5 protein-coding genes are annotated in these 19,706 nt (G+C 68.7%); all 5 read left to right on the top strand.

Going from position 1 to position 19,706, the window contains the following annotated elements; translation table 11 throughout:
• The first annotated feature begins 252 nt into the window (after positions 1-252).
• The 5 genes from BHS09_RS21680 to BHS09_RS21660 all read left to right on the top strand — a co-directional run bounded on the left by BHS09_RS21680 (position 253) and on the right by BHS09_RS21660 (position 19,703).
• Positions 253-1,638 (top strand): alkaline phosphatase family protein, encoded by a 1,386-nt coding sequence (locus BHS09_RS21680; RefSeq protein ID WP_140798817.1) that lies wholly within the window; start codon positions 253-255, stop codon positions 1,636-1,638.
• A 52-nt stretch (positions 1,639-1,690) separates the two neighbouring features.
• Positions 1,691-4,234: an NAD(P)/FAD-dependent oxidoreductase gene (locus tag BHS09_RS21675; protein WP_140798815.1), complete on the top strand. Its 2,544-nt coding sequence runs from the start codon at positions 1,691-1,693 to the stop codon at positions 4,232-4,234.
• Between the two features lie 126 nt (positions 4,235-4,360).
• Positions 4,361-6,523, top strand: a complete 2,163-nt coding sequence (locus BHS09_RS21670; RefSeq protein ID WP_237079748.1) for a beta-ketoacyl synthase N-terminal-like domain-containing protein — start codon at positions 4,361-4,363, stop codon at positions 6,521-6,523.
• On the top strand, positions 6,523-10,788 hold the full coding sequence (locus tag BHS09_RS21665) for a type I polyketide synthase (RefSeq protein ID WP_174260571.1): 4,266 nt from the start codon (positions 6,523-6,525) through the stop codon (positions 10,786-10,788). The genes BHS09_RS21670 and BHS09_RS21665 overlap by 1 nt, the downstream gene beginning before the upstream one ends.
• The gene (locus BHS09_RS21660) at positions 10,785-19,703 is read left to right on the top strand and encodes a non-ribosomal peptide synthetase/type I polyketide synthase (RefSeq protein ID WP_140798810.1); all 8,919 of its coding nucleotides are present in this window, start codon (positions 10,785-10,787) and stop codon (positions 19,701-19,703) included. The genes BHS09_RS21665 and BHS09_RS21660 overlap by 4 nt, the downstream gene beginning before the upstream one ends.
• Positions 19,704-19,706: the final 3 nt, after the last annotated feature.

The raw sequence follows: 19,706 nt of genomic DNA, 5'->3' as shown, positions 1-19,706 counted from the left end.
AGGCCGGCCGCGCACCCCTGACCCGCCCCTCCAGACCATGTATTCCGTTTCGTTTCACTACCCAGTGCACTGGGTGCGGTGTCACTCATTCCAGGCGCGAGCGCTCGCGTCAGTGCTTTCCAGCCTATGGCCGCGGTAAAATTCTACACGCGGCTGACCTGGTTGAAGTGGCTAAACACTCATCTCAGACCAGGGTATGGGACAACCTGGTCGGTGATTGACTGGTTTGCTCGTGGGCAGTTTGCTTCGGGCATGGAACGTTGCGTCGTTTTGGACTTGCCTGGATTGAGCGCGAGGTTTGTCGGCCCCTCGACGCCAAACATGCAGGCATTCGTGGAGCGGGGGCGCATGGTGCCGCTCCAGCCCGTCCTGCCGGCGCTGAACTGCACCATGCAGGCGACGTTCCTGACCGGAAGATACCCCAGCGAGCACGGAATCGTCGGAGATGGATGGCTCAACCGGGAGCTGGGAGAGGTCCGCTTCTGGCCCCAGTCCGACGGGCTCGTGCAGACGCCGCAGCTCTGGGATGCCGCCCGCAAGCTCGACCCCAGCTTCACCTGCGCCCGCGTGTGCTGGTTCATGAACATGTATTCGAAGGCGGACTACGCCATCACGCCGCAGCCGTCCTTCACCGCGGACGGGCGGGTGCTGCCAGACGTGTTCACGGAGCCGCTCCACCTGCGCAAGCCGCTCGTCGAGGCGTTGGGGAACTTCCCCGCGTATGACTACTGGGGGCCCCGCTACAGCATCCGCTCCTCGGAGTGGATCGCCGACGTCGCCATGTGGCTGGAGCAGCGGCACAGCCCCACGCTCTCGCTCGTCTTCCTGCCGCACCTGGACTACACGCCGCACACGTTTGGACCGGACGCGAAGGAGATCCACAAGAGCCTTCGCGAGCTCGACGACGTCGTCGGGAAGCTGATTGGCTTCTATGAGTCGCGCGGCGTGCGCGTCATCATCCTCTCGGAGTTCGGCGCGGTCCCCGTGTCCCGGGCCGTCCACCTGAACCGCCTCTTCCGCCGCCGAGGGTGGCTGGCGATTCGGGAGGAGGGCGGCCGTGACGTCGTCTATCCCAGCGGCAGTGAGGCGTTCGCCGTCGCGGACATGCAGATCGCGCACATCTACGTCCGGAACCCGGCGCTCCTGGACGAGGTCAAGGCGCTGGTCGAGGCGGAGCCCGGGGTGGCCCAGGTGCTCGATGCCGAGGGCAAGCGCACCCACCATCTGGACCACCCACGCTCCGGCGAACTGGTGGCCCTGGCTGAACCGGATGCCTGGTTCACGTACTTCTACTGGCTCGATGATGCGCGTGCGCCGGACTACGCGCGGACCGTCGATATCTACCGCAAGCCGGGCTACGACCCGCTGGAGATGTTCGTGGACCCGAAGCTCGGTCTGCGAATGCTGGAACTGGGGGGCAGTGTCGTGAAGGAGATGCTGGGCGTGCGATCGCGACTGGAGGTCGTCTCGATGGACGGCTCCCTCCTCAAAGGGGCGCATGGCCTGCCCACCGGCCCGGAGGATGGGCCGGTGCTGATGACACGACATGGCGAACTGATCGAGGCAGATACACTCCACGCCACGCAAGTCCACGACCTCATCCTGGCGCACCTGACCGGACAGCAGGCGGCGGCCTGAACGGCTTCCGCGAGCAACCCGAGCGTTGACGCTGCAAGAGGCGGGACACGGCATGAACAAACTTCCTGGGAGCGCCATTGTCATTGGCGCCAGCATTGGTGGGCTCAGCGCCGCGCGCGTGCTGGCGGACCATTTCGAGCGCGTCACCGTCATTGAACGGGACGTGCTCCAGGACGGCCCGCGCCAGGGCGCGCCCCAGGGCAATCACATCCACGTCCTGCTGCGAAAGGGTGTGGACCTGCTGGAGCAGTACTTCCCCGGCCTCGTCGAGCAGATGAAGGCAGACGGCATCGAGCCCTTCGACTTCACCCAGGACCTCCGGTGGCTGCAGTTTGGAGACTGGATGCCGCGCCACCGCAGCGGCATCACCCTGTACCCGCAGACACGCTTCTCCCTGGAGCGCTACCTGAGAGAGCGGCTTCGCGCCTATTCCAACGTGGAGATCCTGGAGTCGACCGCCGTGCGGGCGCTGCTGGCCACGCCGGATGGAAGGCGGATTCTCGGTGTCCAGACGCATGACCGCCATGGGGACGGCGGCGCGGTGACGAACCGGCTCGCCAACATCGTCGTCGACGCGAGCGGGCGCGGTTCGCAGCTGGGAAAGTGGTTGTCGGAGTTGGGGTTCAGCCCGCCGGAGGAGAGCCGGCTGCCCATCAACCTCTGCTACGTGTCACGTCTCTTCGAGCAGCCGGAGACCGCCAGAGACTGGCGAGGGCTGTGGATCACCCCGCTGCCGCCCGACGCGCCACGCGGCGGGGCGATGCAGGGCGTGGAGGGCAATCGCTGGATCGTGTCCTTGTTCGGCTACGAAGGACACCACCCACCCCGCGACGAGGACGGGTTCGTGGAGTTCGCCCGCGGCCTCCGCGAGCCGGACATCTACGAAGCCATCAAGGACGCGAAGCCCGTCTCGGACGTCCAGATGTACCGGGTGCCGGACGTGAAATGGCGCCACTTCGAGCGCATCCGGGACTTCCCCGCGGGGTTGCTCGTCCTGGGGGATGCGTGGTGCTACTTCGACCCCGTCTTCGGCCAGGGCATGTCGGTGGCGATGCTGGAGGCGAACCTCCTCAACGAGGCGCTGCATCAGCTCGACAGCCTGGAGGCGGTGACCCAGGCCTGGACGGCGTCGTACCTGCGCACGGGCGCGCAGTGGATCCAGGGACTCTGGTTCTTCGTGACGGCGGAGGCCATGCGGCACCCCCACGTCCCCGGCGAGCGGACACGGCTCATCAAGCTGGCGCAGTGGTACGTGGAGGAACTCTACGCGCTGAACCACGAGCATCCGGAGATCTACCAGGAGTTCCTCAAGCTGATGCACGTCCAGGCGGGAGCGGAGTTCCTCCTGCGCCCGGACATCGCCTTGCGGCTCGCGAAGCGCGCCTGGCAGCAGAAGTCCGTGAAGGGCTTGGGCACCGAGGCACTGTGGCCCGCCAGCCGGGTGGCGCTGGGAGCGCGCTACGCGGGACGGGTGCTGGCCAACCTGGTGGCTCCTCAGCGGGTTGGACCGCGTGATCGCATCTGCCACTTCGACACGGAAGCGATGTGGCAGCCGGACAAGACGCTGGGGTGGTTCGTCCGGGATGCCCTGCGCGCCCAAGGCCTGCTGAGCGAGGCCTCCGAGGTGCGGCGGTTCCTGGAGTACTGGCTCCCGGTGCAGGGCCTGGGCATCGCGAAGAAGGCGTTGATTGAGTTCTCCTACAACGTGGACGAGCCCGGCCTGGGCTTCATGCTCTACAGCGACAATGGGACGGTCACGCAGGCCTTCCGGGAGTACACGCGTCAGCTCGGCATCTCCAACGAGGGCGTCGAGCGGTCCGTGGCCATCTGCGAGACATTCCGGTCATCGGACCTGGGCCTGGTGCGCGCGGAGTTCAAGCCCGGAGGCCCCACCCGGTATTCCATTGCCGCCAGCTGGCACTTCGACCCCATGCGCGGGCACTCCGGCTTCGATGAGGCGATGAGCCGCCTGCCGGAGCGCTTCCGGGTAGGGCCCTTCGCGGAGCGGGTGAAGACCTTCGCTTCCGCGCTGCGGACCGAGTACTACCCCCTGTTCCTGGGACTGAGCTTCCTGGAGGACGGAACGCTCGAATCCAAGATGTACCTGGTGCGCTTCGACGAGAAGCAAGCTCCATTTCAGTCTGGCTCGGAGCTGTGGCGCCTCCTCCAGGACATGGGTGTGTCCGCCCCGGAGCTGGAGCGGGTTCGCCAGCTGAACGCGCTGCTCTGGGAGCACTCCGCGGACAAGATGACCCAGGTCGCCATCGAGGCCTCCGAGTCCCAATCCCAGCCCAAGCGAGTCAACCTCATCTACAGCGGGATCCAGACCTCTGCGGTTCTGGAAGCCATCTCCCGGTTCGGGTATCCCGAGTCCTCGAAGCAATCCGTTCGGGACTTCGAGCGGATGATGCAGACCGATCGCGCGAAGTTCATCGCGGTTCGGGTGGGGCCCGAAGGATTGAGTCCGCGCCTCAAGCTGTACAAGCACGCCCTTTTCGATTTCGGCGATCTGTCCGTGGTGGAGGACGGAGGCCTTGGGCCGCGAGATTCCGCGCCGGCCGCAGTGAGAGATGTTCCGGATGTATGTCTTTATTGATTCTTGTTGGTTGAGAATGAAGTTCAAACAGGTGATGAGTCTGAGCGGCTTTCGAGTCGCCAGCGGAGCCGTGCTCTGATGTGGTGTGAACCCATTGCTGTGATTGGACTGGGGCTGCGTCTCCCCATGTCGGACTGCCCGCGTACGCTCTGGCAAATGCTATGTGATGGGATTGATGCAACGGGGGACATCCCGTCCGGGCGCTGGCCTTCGGCCGCGCTCTTCGACGCGGCGCCTGATCGCCCCGGGACGATTCGCAACCGCAAGGCCGGACTGATTGAAGGCGTGGAGCTGGCCGACCCCGCGGCGTTCCGGCTGTCGAAGCGGGAGCTGCGGCAGATGGACCCGCAGCACCGTCTCCTTTTCGAGTGTGCATGGCATGCGCTGGAGGATGCGGGCCTGCCCTTCGACGCCGTTCGGGGAAGCCGCACGGGCGTCTTCATGGGCGTCAACTTCAGCGACTTCCAGCGGATGCTGGCGCGGGACTGGTCCGCGCTGGATGGCTATTCCGTCCTGGGAACGACGGCGTCCTTCGCGGCCAACCGGCTCTCCTACGCGTTTGATTTCCGAGGGCCCAGCACCGTGTCGAGCGTGGGGTGTGCCTCCTCGACGGTGGCCCTCCATGAGGCGTGCCGCAGCTTGATGCTGGGCGAGGTGGAGATGGCACTCGCCGGGGGCGTCGAGCTGATGCTGTCGCCGGACAGCAGCATCATGCTGTCCCAGGCTGGCGTGTTCTCCGAGCGAGGGCAGTGCCGGACCCTGGATGCCCGGGCGGACGGCTACGTGCGCGGGGAGGGCGCTGGCGTCGTCGTCCTCAAGCGCCTGTCCAAGGTTGAGCCCGGTGACCGCGTGTACGCCGTGATTCGGGGCAGCGCCGCCAATCACAACGGCCGGAACGAGTGGATCATGGCGCCCAGCGCCTCGGCGCAGGCGGACGTCATCCGGCAGGCGTGTGAGCAGGGCGGGGTGGCTCCGGCGAGCATCGACTACATCGAGCTGCACGGTTCGTCGTTCCTCAAGGGCGACGCGGCCGAGGCGGAGGCCATCGGGGAGGCGCTCGGGACGCAGCGGCCGGTGCCCTGCAGGCTCGGCGCCATCAGCAACAACGTGGGGTACCTGGGCGCCGCGGCGGGCATCGCGCAGTTCATCAAGGTGTGCCTGTCTCTGCACCACCGCACGTTGGCGCCGACGATTCACGTGGATGCGCCCAACCCGCTGGTTTCGTTCGACGCGCTCGGGCTGAGCATCCAGACGGAGCTGGAGCCCTGGGCCGCTCGGGAGCCTGGCGTGCCTCTGCGAGCGGGCATCGTGTCCACGTCCCTGGGCGGTGCCAACGGCTTCGTGGTCCTGGAGGCAGCTCCGGCGGCGGTGCTGGAGAGGACGCCAGCGCCGGTCCATTTCCTGGTGCTCTCGGCGCTCTCTCAGGACGCGCTTCGTCAGCGAGCGCTCCAGCTTCGGGACTTCCTCGCCGCGACGCCGGACTCGGTGGCGACGCTAGAGGACATCTGCTTCACGGCGGCGCTCAAGCGTCAGCACCACCGTCACCGTGCCGCGGTGATTGCGGGCGACCGTGCTGGGCTCGTGGCGCTCCTGGATTCGCTTGCGACGTCGAGTGGGACGACGCTCCTCGCACAAGAGGGCATGCCGCTGAAGCAGGTGGAGGCCGGCCGTGTCTTCGTCGCGGATGGGGCCGTGCCGCCCGAGGTCTTCCCGGTGAGTGCAGGGCGCTGCGTGAGCCTGCCGGTCTACCCCTTCCAGCGTCAGCGCCTGTGGCCCGAGTGGCTTTCACCCGATGAAGTCTGCCGCTCACCCAAGGACGCGCGGCCGGATGCCGCCACCCTGCTTCAGGCCGCCGCGGTGGCCGCGGGGGATGCTTCCCGCGTTCCCGATGTGCATGGGGAGGCCCAGATGCGGGCGTTCCTGCGTGGGCACCTCGCGGACGTGCTGGAGGTCGAGCCCGCGACGCTCGATGTGCAGGGGCGGACCTTCTTCGAGCTGGGCCTGAACTCCATTGGGGCCACGTTGCTGAAGGAGCGCATCTCGCGGGCGCTCGAGCTCCGGCTGTCGACGACGCTCTTCTTCGAGTTGCCCCGGCTGGAGCCGCTGGCGAAGCGGCTGCTGTCCCTGCTGGAGGCGCGGCGTGGCCGCCTGCCGTCGGACCCGGGCGACATGAGCACGTCCGAGCAGGAGGAGCAGGGCCTGATGGAGCGCATTGCCGGGCTGTCCGAGGACGAAGCGCGCGAGCAGATCGCCCGGACGCTGGCGGAACTCAGCCTGGAGGTCGCGTGATGAACCGAAAGGACGGATTCGTGGCGGAGTTGTCGCCACTCCAGCAGGCGCTGCTGACCATCGAGAAGCTGCAGAAGAAGCTGGCCGCGGCCTCGAATGGTGAGCGGGAGCCGATTGCCATCATCGGCATGGCCTGCCGCTTTCCGGGGGGCGCCACCAGCCCCGCGAAGTTCCGTGACCTGCTGTGGGGGGCAGGGGAGGCGCTGACGGAGATTCCCAGCGACCGGCGGGCGCTCCAGGGGCTCTATGACCCGGACCCCTCCAGGCCCGGGAAGCTGTCCATGCGCCGCGCCGGCTTCGTCGACGAGGTGGACCGGTTCGACGCGGAGTTCTTCCACATCTCCCGGCGTGAAGCCGAGGGCATGGACCCGCAGCAGCGCTTCTTCCTGGAGGTGAGCTGGGAGGCACTGGAGGACGCTGGCATTCCCCCGCACCACCTCCAGGGGACGCGGACCGGTGTCTTCGCGGGCGTCCACGCGAAGGACTACGCGTTCGTCACGGGGGGCGGGCTGGAGAAGGTGAGCGCCCACTACTCCACGGGTGTGGACGCCAGCTATGTGGCGGGCCGGCTGTCGTACCTCCTCGGGCTCGAAGGGCCGAGCATGGCGGTGGACACCGCGTGCTCGTCCTCTCTGTCCGCCGTGCACCTGGCGTGTCAGAGCCTGCGGACGGAGGAGTCGACGCTCGCCATCGCCGGAGGCGTGAAGCTCATCCTGGCGCCGCAACTCAGCGTGTTCCTGTCCAAGGCGGGAGCCCTGTCCCCCAGCGGCCACTGCCGCACGTTCGACCGGGACGCGGCCGGCATGGTCCAGGGGGAAGGCTGTGGCGTGGTCGTCCTGAAGCGGCTGCGGGACGCCGTTCGGGATGGCGACCGCATCCTCGCGACCTTACGCGGCACGGGCATGAACCACGACGGCGCGAGCGGTGGTCTCACGGTGCCGAACGTCGGGGCGCAGGAAGCGCTGTACCGGCGCGTGTTGCAGCGCGCGGGCATCGAGCCCGGGCAAGTGGACTACCTGGAAGCGCACGGGACGGGAACGCGGCTGGGAGATCCCATCGAGCTGGACGGCGTGTCGCGCGTCTATGGCGCAGCGCGGCCTTCGGAGCGCCCGCTGTGGATTGGATCCGTCAAGCCGAACATCGGTCACACGGAGGCCGCGGCCGGCATCGCGGGACTCATCAAGGCCGTCCTGGTGCTCCAGGCGGGCGAGGTGCCTCCTTCCATCAACTTTGAGCACCCGACCCCGGAGTTCACGTGGGAGGGCTCAGGGCTCGCGGTGCCTCGAGCGCGCACGTCCCTGGCGGAGAAGGACGGCCCTCATCGCGTCGCCGTGAGCTCGTTTGGGATGAGCGGTGTGAATGCGCATGCGCTCGTCGAGGCGTACGCGGAGGCCACCCATTCCGCCGTGGAGGCCGGGCCGTATGTACTGCCCCTCTCCGCGCGCTCGGAGCCGGCGTTGCGCACGCTGGCGGCGTCATGGCTCCGGTATGTGTCGGAGGCAGGACCTGGAACGCGGCTCCAGGATGCGTGCTTCACGGCGGGCGCTGGACGCTCACACCATGCGCACCGTGCGGCGCTCGTGGCGAGGACGCCCGAGGCGCTTCGCACGGCCCTTCACGCTGTCGCGGAGGGACGCGATGCGCCGGGTGTCACTCGAGGTTCAAGTGAGGGCGAGCCCGTCTTCCTCTTCGGTGGCACGGAGCCCGAGGCCAACCGGCTGATGCGTGAGCTGCTGGGCCGGGACGTCTTCCGAGCCCACGCGGAGAAGGTGGACGCGGTCCTCCGGCAGGTGGCGGGGTGGTCCGTCATCGAGCAGGTAGCGGGAGGGCACGCGGGCGAAGGACACCCGGTGGGCGTTCTCCTCGTGCTGCAGCTCGCGCTGGCGGAGCTCTGGCGCGCGTGCGGTCTGACCCCCGCCGCTGTTTCGGGAGCCGGCGTGGGAGCGCTCTCGGCAGGAGTGGTCGCGGGAGCACTCAGCGTGGAAGACGCCGTGCGGCTCGCCTTGCAACTGGCTCCAGCGCAGCCCGTGCGTCCTCAACCCGTGAAGTGCCCGTTCTTCTCCACCGTCGATGACACCTGGGTCGAAGCGGGCGCCACGGTGCCGGACGCGTACTGGGAGAGACAGCGCGCTGCGGTGAGCGACCTGACGTCGTCCGTGGCGCACCTGTGTGCGCGGAACGCCTCGGCTTTCATCCAGGTCTCTTGTGAGGCTGCCGTTGGGGAGGCGTTGGAGGCCGCTGCACGAAGCCGTGGGAGCAAGGCCGTCATCGTGCGTGCGAGCAGGCCCGGTGATGAGGCCTGGACGGGTGTCCTGGGCGTCGTCGCGGGAGGGTACTCCTCCGGAGGCTCCATTCGTTTCGAGGGGCTCTTCACGGGGACGCGCAAGACGGTGGTTCCGACGTACCCGTGGCAGCGTGAGCGCTACTGGTGGGACGGAGAGGTCGCTCCAGCGCCGAGCAGCGAGCAGACCGTCCGGGATGCATCCCCCCGGGACCTCTTCTGCGAACTGACGTGGCATGCGCGGACGGTGGGGCAGGAGCCCGTGGACGCGGAGGGGCGCTGGCTCATCGTGAGCATGCAGCAGGCTGCCGCGGAATCGCTTCGGCAGGCCCTGTCCACCGCCGGGGGCTCGGTGCGCGTGGCCAACGTGGCCCCCGAGCAGGCGTCGGTGCTGCGGGAGTGGCTGTCTGAGAGCCCGGCGCCCCGAGGCGTCATCTACCTGTCGGGTTCGGAGCACCCCGAATCACTGGAAGGGCTGCACACATCGGTTCAGCGAGAGGTCCACGCGGCGGCGTCGCTCGTGCAGACCCTGGCGCGGCAGTCGGTGCCCACGCTGCCCCGGTTGTTCCTCGTCACCCAGGGCGCGCAAGCCGCTGGCGAAGCGGCTGGACCGGCGGCGATCGCTGGCGCGCCACTGTGGGGCCTGGGACGCGTCGTCGCCTACGAGCACCCGGAGCTTGCTTGCAAGCGCATCGACATCGACCCCGCGGCCTTCGGTGCGCTGGTGACGGAGTTGGCGCGCAAGGTTCCTGCTGCCGCTGACGACGACGAGGTCGTGCTGCGCGGCGAGCGGCGGCTGGTGCCCTCGCTCACGCAGACACAAACGATTCCGGAAGGCGCGGGAGCGTTTCGTCCCCGGCATGACCGTACGTATCTGATTACCGGTGGGCTCGGTGGAATCGGACTGCGGCTCGCCTCCTGGCTGGTGGAGCGCGGCGCGCGGCACCTTGCCCTGTGTGGAAGAAAGGGCGAGACCGACGAGGCCCGGCAGGCCCTGGTGCCGCTGCGTGCGGCGGGCGCGCGGGTGGAGACCTTCCGCGTCGATGTGAGCCGCCCGGAGTCGGTGGCGGAGATGCTGGCTGCCGTCCGCCGAGGCGAAGCGCCGCTGGGGGGCATCTTCCACAGCGCGGGTGTGCTGGCGGACAGCTCGTTGTTGCAGTGGGAGCCCCAGGACTTTGAAACGGTCATGGGCCCCAAGGTCGACGGTGCCTGGAACCTCCATGCGCTGGCCACCGACACCACCATCGAGCACTTCGTCCTGTTCTCCTCGACGGCGTCGTTGATCGGCTCGCCTGGGCAGGCCAGTTACGCCGCGGCCAATGCATTTCTCGATGCGCTGGCGCACTTCCGTCGCGCACGGGGTCTGCCGGCCCTCAGTCTCAACTGGGGGAGCTGGGGCGAGGTCGGCATGGCCGTCGCGGATGCTCGGCGTGGCGACCGGCTGGCGGAGCGGGGCATGTCGCCCATGTCCGTGGACGAAGCCCTGGCGTCCATGGCGCTGGTGCTCGCGGAGAACCGCGTCACCCGGGGCATCGCGCGCTTCGATGTGACGCGATGGACCGCCAGCCATCCCTCCATCGTGGCGTCGTCGCTGTTCCGGCCCGCTTCTGTCTCCGATCACGTTCCTGACGCCGTGGAGGCGCCTCGCAAGCTGCGCGAGGTGTTGCTCGCGCTGGAAGGCTCCGCGCGCCGTGGCGTCCTGGAGGCGCGTCTCAAGGAGATGGTCAGCGAGGTCGGAAAGATTCCGACGGCGAAGCTCTCGTCCACGGACTCGTTCGACGCGCTGGGGTTCGACTCCATCATGGCGCTCGAGTTGCGGGACATGGTGCTGGGCGAACTCGACGTGAGCATGCCTCTCAAGAGTTTCGTCGATGAACGTTCCATCGAGCAGGTGACGGCTGAGCTTCTCGAAAAGCTCGCTGTGGCCAGTGTGCTCGGCGCTGCCTCCTCGGAGCGCAATGATTCGAAGCGGGTCCTGCTATGACATTGAATGAGCTTCTTCAGGCCCTGGCCGGGCATGGCATCAAGCTGTCGGTGGAGGGGGACCGCCTGGCGGTCGATTCACCCACAGGCGAGATTCCGGGAGCGCTGCGCGAGCAGCTCGTGGCGAACAAGGCGGCGCTGCTGACCTTGCTGTCGGAGCAGCGCGTGCCCCAGGCGGAGACGCTGCCGCAAATCACGCCCCGGCCCGAGGAGCGGCACGAGCCGTTCCCGATGACGGAGATCCAGCAGGCCTACAGCGTGGGCCGGCAGGCCGAGCTCGAGATGAACGCGGCGATGCACGCGTACAACGAGATCGACTGCCACGCGCTCGACCTGGCCCGCTTCGAGGACGCCTGGAACCTGCTCATCGCCCGCCACGAGATGCTTCGGGTGGTGGCGCTCCCGGGCTTCCAGCAGCGCATCCTCCCCGACGTGCCGCGCTACGTCCTGCCCGTGGAGGACCTGCGCGGACGCGAACTGGAAGAGACGGAGGCTCGCTTCCAGGCCATCCGCGAGCGCCTGTCGCAGCAGGTGCTGGCGCTCGACCAGTGGCCGTTGTTCGAGCTCCGAGTGTGCCAGCTCGATGGGGGCCGTTCGCGCCTCTTCATGAGCATCGATGGGACCTTCATCGATGGTTACAGCTTCCAGATTCTCTACCGGGAGCTCGTCCACCTCTACAAACACCTGGGTGGGGCGCCCGCGCTTCCCCAGCTGGACCTGTCCTTCCGTGACTACGCGCTGGCGGTGCAGCATGCGCGCGGTGCTCGTTATGCGCGTTCGCTCGAGTACTGGCGCTCCCGCCTTCCGAACCTCCCGCCCGCGCCGGACCTCCCGCTCGACAAGGACCCGGGTTCACTCCGGCGTCCCCGCTTCGGGCGCGTGTTCGAACGGCTGGGGCCGAATATCTGGCAGCCGCTCAAGCAGCGAGCCCGCGCGCGCAAGCTGACGGAGCCGGAGCTGCTGCTGGCGGCGTACGCGGAGGTCATGGCGCGCTGGAGCCGCAGCCCTCGCTTCACGCTCAACGTCCCGCACTTCAACCGGCTGCCCCTTCATCCCCAGGTCAATGAGATTGTCGGCACCTTCGCCAGCTTCACGCTGATCGAGGTGGACCACCGGCCGGAGCGGACATTCACGGAGCGGGCGCTGGCCATCCGGGATCAGCTCTTCCTGGCGCTGGAGCACCGAGAGGTCAGCGGCGTCGAGCTGCTGCGCGAGCTGTTCCGGGCCCAGGGGCGTATCGCGGGCGCCATCATGCCCGTGGTGATGACGAGCTTCGCGTCTCACTCCAAGAGCAAGGACTCGCACTGGGTCGACTTCCTGGCGGAGGAGTTCGGCGAGCTCATCGAGGCGCTGACGCAGACGCCCCAGGTGTGGATCGACCTGCAGATTGTCTACCAGCGGGGCGGCGTCTTCCTGAACTGGGACGTGGCGGAGGAGCTGTTCCCGTCCGGCATGATTGAAGACATGTTCTCCAGCTTCTGCGCGCTGCTGCGGCGCCTGGCGGAGGACGACGCGGCGTGGGACCAGCCGGGGCTGGACACCCGTCCGGTCCGGCAGGTGGAGCTGCTGGCCCGCGTCAACGACACGGCGCGCCCGAGGAGCGGGGAGTTGCTCCACACCGGCTTCTACCGCCACGCCGCGGCGCGCCCGGACGCCCTGGCGCTGGCCTCGTCGAGCGTCAGCCTGAGCTATGGCGAGCTCGCCCGGCGCTCCAGCCGGCTCGGACATGCGCTGCGCGAGCGTGGTGCCGCGCCCAACCGCATCGTCGCGATTGTGATGGAGAAGGGGTGGGAGCAGGTCGTGGCCGCGCTGGGCGTTCTCAGCTCGGGAGCGGCGTACCTGCCCATCGACGCGGGGCTGCCGCACGAGCGGCGCGTCTTCATGATGCGGAACGGCGGGGCTGAGCTGGCGGTGACGCAGCCGAAGTTCGCCCAGGAGTCCTGGCCCGAAGGGGTGCAGGTGCTCGTCGTCACGCCGGACGCCTTCAGCGAGTACAGCGAAGCGCCGCTGGCGCCCGTGCAGAAGCCCGAGGACCTGGCGCACATCCTCTACACCTCCGGCTCCACGGGACAGCCCAACGGGGCCATGCTCACCCACGCGGGGATGGTCAACGGCGTGGAGTGGACGAACCGGAAGTTCGGCGTCGGGCCGGATGACCGCGTCATCGCGCTCAGCGCGCTCCACCACGACTTCTCCGTCTACGACGTCTTCGGCACCCTGAGCGCGGGCGCGGCCCTGGTCATGCCGGACGCCTCCTCGCGCAGGGACCCCTCCCACTGGGCCGAGCTGATGTCCCGTCATGGCGTCTCCATCTGGAGCACCGTGCCGGCGATGATGGAGATGCTGCTGACGTATCTCGAAGGCAGCAACGCCCGGCTGACCTGCCCGCTGCGTCTGGTGATGCTCGGAGGAGATTGGCTCCCCGTCACCATGCCCGCGCGGCTGCGGGCGAAGTTCGGCGACGTGAAGCTGATGAGCGTCGGCGGCCCGACGGAGACGTCCCTGTGGAACATCTCCCATCCAGTCGTCGAAGCCGACGAGCGGCGCCGCAGCATCCCGTACGGCAAGCCCATCTCGAACACGAAGTACTACGTGCTGGACGAGCACCTGGACGAGCGCCCCATCTGGGTGCCCGGCGAGCTGTGCTGCGCGGGCGTGGGTGTGGCGCTGGGCTACGTGGGCGAGGGTGCGGGCTCGAAGAAGTTCACCGTGCATCCACGGACGGGGGAGCGCCTCTACCGCACCGGCGACCTCGGACGGTACCTGCCGGATGGCACCATCGAGTTCCTCGGCCGCGTCGACTTCCAGCTCTCCATCCGTGGACAGCGCATCGAGCCGGGTGAAATCGAGGCCGCGTTGCTCCAGGAGCCGAGCATCAGCGCGGCGGTGGTCGGGGCGGTCGGCGAGCACCACGAAAAGCGCCTGGTCGCCTACGTCGTCCCCTCGGACACGAAGCGCGGTGTGGAGACCCGGCACGTCCGCGAGTTCCTGTCGCGCAAGCTGCCCGAACACCTGGTCCCATCGACCTACGTCGTGTTGGAGGCGCTGCCGCTGACCCGCAACGCGAAGGTGGACCGCAAGGCGCTGCCGCACCCGGACCACGTCGCGCAGCCCACGCAGCGCGAAGCGAGCAAGCCCGCCGCCACCCGGCCTGGCCGTGAGGCCCAGGCGCTTCAGCAGTCCATCGCGAAGGCGGTGGCGGAGGTGCTGGGCGTTCCAGAGGTCCACCCGGACCGGAACTTCTTCGAGCTGGGCGCCAACTCGGTACACCTCATCAAGCTCCACCTCGAGCTCAAGGAGAAGCTGGGGCTTTCGGTTCCCGTCACGGACCTGTTCGGCAGGCCCACCGTCAAGGTGCTCGCGGCCAGGCTCGCGGCGGCGGGCGGTGAGGCGAAGCCCGAGGTGGCACTCGCGCCGCGCGAGGAGACTCCGCGGACGCAGGATGCGCGGGACATCGCCATCATCGGCTTGAGCTGCCGCTTCCCCGGGGCGTCGACGCCCGAGCAGTTCTGGCAGAACCTGATGCAGGGCGTGGAGTCGGTGGGCACCTTCACCGATGACGAGCTGCTGGCCGCGGGTGTCAGTCCGGAGGCGTTCCGGAATCCCGGGTACGTCCGCTCGTCGGCGGTGATGGAGGACTTTGACGCCTTCGACGCGGAGTTCTTCTCGCTGACGCCCCGCGAGGCGCGCGCGTTGGATCCGCAGCAGCGGGTGTTCCTGGAGTGCGCCTGGGAGGCGCTGGAGGACGCGGGCTATCCGCCGTCGGAGCGTAACGGGCTCGTGGGCGTGTATGCCGGGAAGAGCGTCAGCCACTACCGCTATCCCTATCCGGACCTGACGCGGCCCATCGGCTTCTTCCAGGACCTGATGGCCCAGGACAAGGACTTCCTGGCCACGCAGGTGTCCTACAAGCTCGACCTGCGCGGGCCCAGCATCAACGTCCAGACGGCGTGCTCCACGTCCCTGGTCGCGGTGTCCGCGGCGTGCGCGGCGCTGAATGAGGGCAGCTGCGACCTCGCGCTCGCGGGCGGCGTGGCCATCAAGGTCCCCCACCGCGTGGGCTACTTGTACGAGGAAGGCAGCGTCTTCTCGCGCGACGGCCACTGCCGTCCCTTCGACGCCGGGGCCAACGGAACCATTCCGGGAAGCGGCGCCGGCATCGTGGTCCTCAAGCGCCTGAGCCAGGCGCTGGCGGATGGAGACCGGGTGCTCGCCGTCATCAAGGGCTCCGCCATCAACAACGACGGGCACCGCAAGGTGGGCTTCATGGCGCCCGGCGTCGAGGGCCAGACGGACGTAGTGCGCCGTGCGCATCAGCACGCGAAGGTGGACCCGCGGACCATTTCCTATGTCGAAGCCCATGGCACCGGAACGTCCATTGGCGACCCCATTGAAGTCTCCGCGCTGACGGAGGCGTTTGGGGGACAGGTCCAGACGCAGTCGTGCGGCCTGGGCTCGGTGAAGGGCAACATCGGCCACCTCGACAGCGCGGCGGGCATCGCTGGGCTCATCAAGGTCGTGCTGGCACTTCAGCACCGCACGTTGCCGCCCACGCTCCACTACCAGTCGCCGAACCCGCGGCTGGAGCTCCACAAGACGCCTTTCTACGTGGTGGACAAGGCCCGGCCGTGGACCGCGACGCAGGGCGTCCTGCGGGCGGGGCTCAGTTCGTTCGGCATCGGCGGCACCAACGCCCACATGGTCCTCGAAGAGGCGCCGCCGCAGACGACGCCAGCGCCGGACGCGCAGCAAGTGGACCGCTCGCGGCACCTCCTGGCGCTCTCGTCGCGGAGCCCGGAGGCGCTGCGGCAGCTCGCGGGCCGCTACCGGGCGGTGCTCGAGGCGCCGGGCGCATCGCTCGCGGACGTGTGCTTCTCCGCGAACACCGGCCGTGTTGCCTTCGACCACCGACTCGCGGTGGTGGGCGCGGACGCCGCGCAGGTGGCCGCCGTCCTGAGCGCTGCGGAGCGGAAGGAAGAGCACCCGGGGTTCGTTCAGGGAGAGGCTGACGCGAAGCAAGCGGTGAAGGTCGCGTTCCTGTTCTCCGGTCAGGGCTCGCAGTACGTCGGAGCCGCGCGTGAGCTGTACCAGACGCATCCGGGCTTCCGCCGGCGCATCGACTCGTTCGACCAGATGCTCCGTGAGTATTGGGACCGTTCGCTGATCTCCGTCCTCTACGCGGAGCCGGGGACGCCATCTCCCATCGACCAGCTCGACTACGCCCAGCCGGTGGTCTTCGTGTTGGAGTACGCGCTGGCCGAGCTGTGGATGTCGTGGGGCATCCAGCCGGACGTATTGCTGGGACACAGCACGGGCGAGCTGGCGGCGGCCTGCATCGCGGGCGTGTTCAGCGTCGAGGATGGCCTGAAGCTGGCCGTTCACCGCGGCCGGTTGATTCAGCAGCTTCCGGAGGGAAGCAATATCGCGGTCTCCGCCGCGGAGCCGGAGCTGCGCCAGTTCCTCGCCCAGGGTGGTTGGGCCAGCTCCATCGCGGCCGTCAACGGGCCGGACAACATCGTCATCTCCGGCATCCCCGCGGAGATTGTGGAGATAGGCCGGGCGCTGGACGCGAAGGGCTACAAGGTCAAGCGGCTGAACATCCCGCGCGCGGCCCACTCGGTGATGATGGAGGCCATCCTCCAGGAGTTCCGGGCCGTCGCCGCGACGCTGCGTTATTCGCCGCCGTCGATTCCGATGGTCTCCGGGATGACGGGCGAGCTCATCACCGACGGGCTCTGCACGCCGGACTACTGGTGCAGCCAGCTTCGCAACCCGGTGCAGTTCGGCCGGGGCGTGGAAGCGTTGTACCGCGACGGCATGAGCGTCTTCGTCGAGGTCGGCCCGAAGGCGACCCTGCTCGGCATGGCGGCGCGCTCGGTGCCCGAGGGCGTGGGCACCTGGCTGCCGAGCCTGCGCGCCGATGACGGCGGCTGGCGGCAGATGCTGGAGAGTCTGGCGGCACTGTACGTGCGCGGCGTTCCGGTGGATTGGGCGGCAGTGGATGCCGGCTACCCACGGCGCAAGGTGGAAGTCCCCACCTATGCCTTCCAGCGTCAACGCTACTGGGAGGAGGGCGCGGGCCTCCAGCGTCCCAACGGGCGGAGCGTTTCCCGCGCCGAGCACCCGCTGATTGGCGAGCGCGTTCCCCTGGCCATCCTGGAGGCCGGTGAGCTGTTGTTCGAGGCCACGCTGGGGCCTGCCTCGCAGGCGTTCCTGGGTCAGCACCGCGTCTTCGGAACGCCCACACTGCCCGCGACGGGCTACGTCGAGATGGCGCTGGCCGCCGGGGCCCGGCTGTTGGGCACGACCGCGTTGGAGCTGACGGACCTGGCCATCCTCAACGCGATGACCTTCCCGAAGGATGCCGAGCGGAAGGTGCAGTGCGCCGTGCGCCGCGACGGAGAGGGCAAGGCCGCTGTGCGCATCTTCAGCCGGACGGGTGAGGGCTCGGAGCGCGCGTGGAGCCTGCATGCGACGGGCACGCTCGCCGTCCTCGGTGATGATGCATCGGACACCGGGGCGCACGACCTCGACAGCGTGTTGAAGGACCTGCAGACCCCGCTTCCCGTCGAGGACTACTACCAGCGGGCACGGAACGCGGGCGTCGACTTCGGGCCGGAGTTTCAGGGCATCACCGAGCTGCGCCGGGAAGGCGAGCAGGTCCTGGCGCGCATCGAGCGCCCGGCCGGCCTCGGGAGCGGCGGTGGCTACCTCGCGCATCCCGCCCTGATGGATGCCTGCCTCCAGGTGGTGGGCGGCGCCTATCCGGACATGGATGGCACCGAGCTGTACGTGCCGGTGCACATCGAGCGGCTTCACGTGCTGGGCAGCATCGAAGACGGCGTGTGGAGCCATGCGGTGGTGCGGCCGGTGGATGAGGCTGGGAAGCGGCTGCGTGCGGATGTCCGCATCTTCGGAAGAGATGGGGCGCTGCGCGCCTGGGTGCGCGGCCTGGAGCTTCAGCGCACGAGCCAGGAGGCGCTGCGTGCCGCGCTCTCCACCTCGCTGGATGAGTGGCTCTACGAGCGGCGGTGGGAGCCGCTCGCATTGGAGGGGAGTCGTCCGGAGACGCTGGTGCCCGCGAGCGGCGCGTGCCTGATTCTCTCGGAGCGCGACGGCACGGGGCAGCAGCTCGCACAGGTGCTGACGCGCGATGGCCGCGCCTGCTTCGTCGCCATCCGTGGCACACAGCCGCGCCGTATCGATGAGACCACCTTCGAGGTCCCTGACGCGCCCGAATCGCTCGTGGAGGCCTTGCGCGAACTGCCGCTTCCGGCGGCACTGTCCGACGTCATCCTGATGTGGGGCTCCTACTCCGCGGAGGCGGAGATGCTGGATGCCGATGCGCTGGGGCAGGCGGCTCGGGTGACGGGTGGTGGCGCGCTGGGCCTGCTCCAGTTCCTGCTGGACCGTGGGTACTCCGGCACGGTGTGGCTGGTGTCGCGTGGCGCGCAGCCCGTGAAGCCGGGCGCCCCGTTGCCCGGGCTCGCCCAGTCGTTGCTGTGGGGCATGGCGCGGCCTCTGGCCATCGAGGCGTCGGAGTTGGATTGCCGGTGTGTCGACCTCGATGTCCAGGGAGAATCGAGCGCCCAGGTGGAGTTGCTCGCGCAGGAGATTCGCCGTCGCGCGGAGGTGGCGGAGGACCAGGTGGCCTATCGCGATGGCCGCTACGTCGCGCGACTCCGGAGGGTCGAGTCACGGAAGCTGGTCGAGCCGTCCGCGGAGCGCGTCGAGGCCTTCCGAGCGGACCGCAGCTATCTCGTGGCGGGCGGGCTCGGACGCCTGGGCTTGCTGACGGCGGAGTTGCTGGCGAGCCGGGGGGCACGCAACCTGGTGCTGACAGGCCGGGGCGCTCCGGGGCCGCACGCGGCGGAACGCCTGGAGCACCTGCGCCAGCAGGGTGTCCGTGTCGAGTACCGGCAAGTCGACATCGCGGATGCGGAGCCGCTGGCCGCGCTGCTGAACGAGGTGGCGCGGGACATGGCCCCTCTGGGCGGCGTGTTCCACTCGGCCGGTGTGCTGGATGACGGCGTGCTGCGGCAGCAGCGCTGGGAGCGCTTCGAGACCGTGCTGCGGCCGAAGTTGCGTGGCGCCTGGAACCTGCATCGTCTGACCGCGGGCCTGCCGCTGGACTACTTCGTGATGTTCTCCTCCGTCGCGTCGCTCGTCGGCTCGGCGGGACAGTCGAATCACTGCGCGGCGAACGCCTTCGAGGATGCGCTGGCGCACCACCGCCGCGCCCTGGGTCTTCCTGCCCTGAGCATCAACTGGGGCATCTGGGCCGGTGACGCGGGCGCCCAGGTGTCGGTGAGCGAGGAGGCTCGGACGCCGGGCTTCGGCGTCATTCCGAAGGCGCAGGGCCTGCGCGCGCTGGAGCTGCTCCTCACGTCGCGCGTTCCTCAGGTAGGCGTGGCCGCCATCGACTGGGCTGTCTTCGGAAGCGGCCGGTCCACGCCCTACGTCGCGGAGTTGCTCGAGCGGGCAGGGGGCGAGCGCACTGTGGAGCGCGCGTCGTTCCTGGACACGCTCTCGGCGGCGGCCATCGAGAATCGTCGGCAGTTGCTGATGGATTACGTGCGCGAGCAGGTCGCGTGGATGCGAGGCGTGGGCTCCGGCGAGTCCATCGACCCGGCGCGTGGGTTCCACGAGCTGGGCATCGACTCGCTGGCGGCGCTCCAGCTCAAGAACCGGCTCCAGAGCGGGCTCGGCGTGTCGCTGCCGGCGACGCTCGTCTTCAACTACCCGACGGCAGAGAAGCTCGCGATGCAGCTCATGGACGCGTTCATCCCCTTGGAGTTCACGGAGGAAGCGCGCGCCACGTCGAAGTCAGACGCCTCGGTCGAGAGCCCGCTGGAAGGGCTGGCTGAAGCCAACCTCGCGCACCTGCTCTCCGAGCAGCTGTCGAAGATGAACTAGGGA

This window comes from Myxococcus xanthus, assembly GCF_006402735.1.
Taxonomy (GTDB): Bacteria; Myxococcota; Myxococcia; order Myxococcales; family Myxococcaceae; genus Myxococcus; species Myxococcus xanthus_A.
This window is presented reverse-complemented; position numbering and strand designations above follow the sequence as displayed.

Coding starts and splice junctions, on each gene's coding strand:
- BHS09_RS21680 (WP_140798817.1), top strand. CDS start 253: ATGGAACGTTGCGTCGTTTTGGACTTGCCTGGATTGAGCGCGAGGTTT.
- BHS09_RS21675 (WP_140798815.1), top strand. CDS start 1,691: ATGAACAAACTTCCTGGGAGCGCCATTGTCATTGGCGCCAGCATTGGT.
- BHS09_RS21670 (WP_237079748.1), top strand. CDS start 4,361: ATGTCGGACTGCCCGCGTACGCTCTGGCAAATGCTATGTGATGGGATT.
- BHS09_RS21665 (WP_174260571.1), top strand. CDS start 6,523: ATGAACCGAAAGGACGGATTCGTGGCGGAGTTGTCGCCACTCCAGCAG.
- BHS09_RS21660 (WP_140798810.1), top strand. CDS start 10,785: ATGACATTGAATGAGCTTCTTCAGGCCCTGGCCGGGCATGGCATCAAG.